We start from the raw sequence: 4,501 nt of genomic DNA, 5'->3' as shown, positions 1-4,501 counted from the left end.
GGGTGCCCTGCTCGACGCGGCGCGCGAGATCGCCGGCCGCCCCTTTCGGCCCGACACGACACCGCTGCCCCCGCCCTTCGCCGGGCTGGACTACGACGCCTATCGCGGTATCCGGCCGCGCGCGGGCCGGGCGGCCAACCTGGACGTGGGGCCGGGATACCAGGCGGACCTGCTGCCGCCGGGGCTGTATTTCCCCGATCCCGTCCGCATCGAGATCCCCGATGGCGCCGGCCACCGCGAAATCCCTTTCTCCACCGATCTCTTCCGCTTCGCGCCGCGCTACTTCGCGGACGTGCCAAGCACCGCCACCGGGGCCGGCTTCTCGGGCCTGCGGCTGCGCCACCCGCTCAACGCGCCGGACGTCATGGACGAGGTGATGGTCCTTCAGGGCGCCAGCTATTTCCGCGCCATCGGCCGCGCGATGGCCTACGGGCTTTCGGCGCGGGCCATCGCGCTCGGCACCGGCGGCCCGACCCCCGAGGAATTTCCGCGCTTCACCCGCCTGCGCCTGCACAGGCCGCACGACGGCACGCTCCGTCTCGAAGGGATCATCGACAGCCCGTCGCTTGCCGGGCACCTCGACCTGACCCTTGCCCCGGGGGATACGACGCGCACGCGCATTGCCGTCACCATCCTGCCCCGCCGCGACATCGACGATATCGGCGTGGCGCCGCTGACCTCCATGTTTCTCAAGGGGCCGATGCGATCGGCAGTGTCCGACGATTACCGCCCGCGCGTCCATGACAGCGACGTGCTTTTCATCCGCAACGGCGCGGGCGAAGGGCTGTGGCGCCCCATCGCCAACCCCGCGCGGCTGCAGACATCCGCCTTCGTCGATGACGGGCCGGCCAGCTTCGGCCTCTACCAGACGCCGCGGCGCTACGCGGATTTCGAGGACACCGAGGCCCGCTATCACGCGCGTCCCTCGGCGGTTGTCCGTCCCGCCGGCGACTGGGGAAAGGGCGCGGTGATGCTGGTGGAAATCCCGACCGGGACCGAGTTCATGGACAATGTCGTCGCCTTCTGGCGGCCCGACAGGCCCTTGGCCGCGGGCAGCGAACACCGGTTCGCCTACGACATCGACTGGACAGTGTCACCGCCGGAAACCGGGCCGGGCGCGCATGTCGTCCAAAGCCGCAGCGGCCGCGAGCACGACCGCCCCGGAACGCGGCGTTTCGTGATCGACCTGACCGGGCCGACCGACGGGCTCACGCCGGACATCCGCGCCGACAAAGGCGCCGACAAAGGCGCCCGGATCGGCGGGACCGGCTTTTTCCCGCTGCCCGACGGAAGCGGCGCGCGCGTTACCTTCCTGATGACACCGGGCGATGCCGACGCGGTGGAACTCAGGATGGTCCTGCGCGATGCCGCCGGCCGCGCCGCCAGCCCGGTCTGGCTCCACCGCTGGAGCCGCGCCCGCGACGGCGGCGTCTGACACGGCGCGCGGGCCGCTCCAAGACCCGCAAGACAGGGCCGACAACCGCATGAGGGGCCTGATTGACGGACGTTCGGCCGTGTCGGAAGGCCGGCCATGCGCGGGTAGCGGGGGGGCAAAGTTGGGTCAATCCCCGACAGCGGCCCATCTTGTCGAGCCAACTTGCGCCGGGCCCACTGCATCGCCAACTGCGCGCGCGAATAGAGCCAATGGCGCCGCCGCTAAGGCGCGGACCTGGTTGAGAACGGGTAACCGGCGGGCCATGGGTCTTGTGTCGAGTATAACGCGAAACGCTTTAGATTTTCTAATCCATGCTGCGAGAAAGCCTCGTTTGTCGTCAAGGCCGCCGTGCCGGTAATGTGTCTGCCAAGGGCGCCCTCACACCCACCGATCCGAAGGAGGCCACCATGACACGGCATCTCTATCATCACACGCCGACAGGCGACGATCTGCTGCTTTACACCCGCTACCCGGCGATGCGGGCGCTGCACCCGGTGCATGACCGCGCCCCCGCGCGCCGCCCGGCCTCGAACGACCGGCGCCCGCGCCGCAACGGCCCGAGGAGAGCGTGACAATGACCGTGCAAGAGCCGCAACACGCCCTCTACTACACCGACGCGCTGCTGGAGAACCTGCAACTGCGCTGGGGCGCGGGGTTCCTCTCGCCCGGCGGCGCGCCGGAGCTGGCGCGCATGCTGGACGGGCTCGATGTGGCCGGGCGCACGGTGCTCGATCTCGGCTGCGGCATCGGCGGCTACGACGTGCTGCTGGTGGAAGAGCACGGCGCCGCCCATGTCACCGGCGTTGACATCGACGCGGCCTCGCTGGCGCAGGCCGAGGCGACGGCCCGCCGGCGCGGGCTGCAGGACAGGCTGCGCTTCCGGCATGTCGCCCCTGGCCCCCTGCCCTTCGCAGATGCCAGTTTCGGGATGGTGTTCAGCAAGGATTCCATCGTCGACCTGCCGGACAAGGCCCAAGCCTTCGCCGAGCTCCACCGGGTGGCCGCACCCGGCGCCCCGATCGTGGTGAGCGACTGGTTCCGCAGCGCCGCCCCCTTCACGCCGGAGATGCGCGACTGGGCCACCGAGGGCGAGGAGACCTACGAGATGGACACGCTGGACAGCGCCGCGGCGTACGTGCGCGCGGCGGGCTTCACCGATGTCACCCTGGACGACCGCAACGCCTGGTTCCGCGACTATGCGCGAGACGAGCACGCGCGCCTGAAGGGCCCGCTCTTCGACACCTATGTCGCCCGCTTCGGCAAGGCGCAGGCGGAGCAGTCGGTCGAGAACGCCCGCATCCGCGCGCTGCTCGCCGAGCAGGGCCAGCTGCGCCCCGGCCATATCCGCGCGCGCAAGCCGGCGGCCGCGTAGTGTTCGGCGCCTGACACGGAGTCCCGTGTGACAGCGGACCCGAGGTCAGGAGGTCGTATCCCGAGCGAAAGCGTTGGATGACGCCATGCAGCCCAAAGCGGACTTGATTAAATACTTTTTCTTGCTGCGTATTCGCTTTCACCTTACTCGTCTACGATGTTTCATGCATATTGGTTGCAAACGAAAGCCCTCACTTAAATGCATCCAGACATTCAGAAGTATTATTCAGACCTGAGACGTTTTGCTCTCTCCAAGCCAATTCCACATATGAGTGCCCAATGCCCTGATACAGTTGCTTTCTATTTGGCGGCGAAAGATTTGGTTCTGGAAAGCGGCTGGCACTGGCTTGGGTATCTATACAAATTACCATGGGCCGACGCTAACTTGTGGAGGTTCGCTAACCTGTGCGTTCGGGCCGAGCGGCGATTGTCGGGTTTGGGAGTCCACTACGTTAAAGAACTCGCGCGCTTAGGTGGACCAGAACGCGACGAAAGCCGTTATGAGCAGATGTTACAGCTATTTGCAGAAGTGTTCGCGATCGATAGGGTTTTGGTGATGCCTTGGGGTGAAGAGGTACAGTTTTACTTCGAGCCACGAGGCGAAAATGGACTTCGTCCTGAGTTCAGGGTTGTCGACAACGACGTTGCCTACAATTTTGAGGTTAAGTCGCCAAGTCTATTGGCTCACCAACGTCTAAGGGCAGAAGCTAGCGTTCAACTCCCTGTGCGTATCACAAAGGATTTTAAAACTTCTGTCCAAATGCAACACCCGGACGCGCTGTTGCCACGAGACAATCCTGTAAAGGAATTTTTAGTCAGTGCAGATGCAAAATTTTCGGGGTTCCCCAGAAGCACGGGGGCAAATATTCTGGTCGTTGTGTGGGATGATTTTATTTACGAACCAATCGGCAGTCTGTTGTCAGATTTTGCTGGCCTACTGACGAATAATTCATTTTATCGATCAGGTGATGAAGCAGTTATCTTTGAGAATGTTGATGCTGTTATTTGTGTACGTCACATGAATGTTTTTCAGGAGGCGTTGGCTGAGCGTCCATTACCAGATGATAGGACTGACATGTTCGATCTAAGCCGCAACCCTTTTACTCCTAATGTGTTCATTCCAACACCTTGGGGCAATGCATGCCCCCAATTTATATTAGAAAGCTTTGGTGCTCTCATGCATGATGACGAGCGCCTCCAAACCATTGCTGAATATAGGATACCTGAGTACATGTTCTACGTGTAGTCCTTGTCCCAATGCCATCAGATTCGCTTGGCTGTTCTGGGCCGATCACGCAACTTTGCAAAGCCCCCTTCCTGCACAAAGCCGCCGTCACGGCCGCCGCGCGATGGCGGTGACGAAGGGGTTGAAGCCGTAGAGCGTGCCGGCCGCGATGCGCCGGTCGCATTCTGCCACCAGCGCGTCCGCCAGCGGCTGGCCGATGATCCCCTGCGCGACAAGGTGGCCGGTGGCGAACCGGGTCCAGACCGGCCCGCCGGAGCCGTCCAGATCGAGCCGCGTCTCGGGGCGGAAGACCTCGGCCGCGAACCCGGCCTCGGCCAGGAGCGGGCGCAGCCGCCCGGCCAGCCACGCATCGGTGACGAAGTTGCGCGCGAACCCGATGGCGCAGGCCTCCAGCGGGTCGTCGGGGCTGAGCGCCAGCGACAGCCGCGCGAAATCCGCGTCGCAGACCA

General features: G+C 64.3%; 5 protein-coding genes. 4 read left to right on the top strand and 1 reads right to left on the bottom strand.

What is annotated here, in order from left to right; all coding sequences use genetic code 11:
• The 4 genes from ACH107_RS30390 to ACH107_RS30375 all read left to right on the top strand — a co-directional run.
• The coding region (locus ACH107_RS30390; RefSeq protein ID WP_412509430.1) for a glucan biosynthesis protein at positions 1-1,435 on the top strand (1,435 nt) is incomplete at its 5' end.
• A 407-nt stretch (positions 1,436-1,842) separates the two neighbouring features.
• Positions 1,843-2,007, top strand: a complete 165-nt coding sequence (locus ACH107_RS30385; RefSeq protein WP_412509429.1) for a hypothetical protein — start codon at positions 1,843-1,845, stop codon at positions 2,005-2,007.
• A 2-nt stretch (positions 2,008-2,009) separates the two neighbouring features.
• Positions 2,010-2,807 (top strand): class I SAM-dependent methyltransferase, encoded by a 798-nt coding sequence (locus tag ACH107_RS30380; RefSeq protein ID WP_412509428.1) that lies wholly within the window; start codon positions 2,010-2,012, stop codon positions 2,805-2,807.
• 198 nt (positions 2,808-3,005) lie between these two features.
• The gene (locus tag ACH107_RS30375; RefSeq protein WP_412509427.1) at positions 3,006-4,052 is read left to right on the top strand and encodes a hypothetical protein; all 1,047 of its coding nucleotides are present in this window, start codon (positions 3,006-3,008) and stop codon (positions 4,050-4,052) included.
• Between the two features lie 87 nt (positions 4,053-4,139).
• Here the strand turns inward: ACH107_RS30375 and ACH107_RS30370 are convergent.
• Positions 4,140-4,501, bottom strand: a 362-nt coding sequence (locus ACH107_RS30370) for a hypothetical protein (protein WP_412509426.1), incomplete at its 5' end; no start/stop codon positions are given.

The organism is Roseovarius halophilus (ex Wu et al. 2025), assembly GCF_047086965.1.
This window is presented reverse-complemented; position numbering and strand designations above follow the sequence as displayed.

Coding starts and splice junctions, on each gene's coding strand:
- ACH107_RS30385 (WP_412509429.1), top strand. CDS start 1,843: ATGACACGGCATCTCTATCATCACACGCCGACAGGCGACGATCTGCTG.
- ACH107_RS30380 (WP_412509428.1), top strand. CDS start 2,010: ATGACCGTGCAAGAGCCGCAACACGCCCTCTACTACACCGACGCGCTG.
- ACH107_RS30375 (WP_412509427.1), top strand. CDS start 3,006: ATGCATCCAGACATTCAGAAGTATTATTCAGACCTGAGACGTTTTGCT.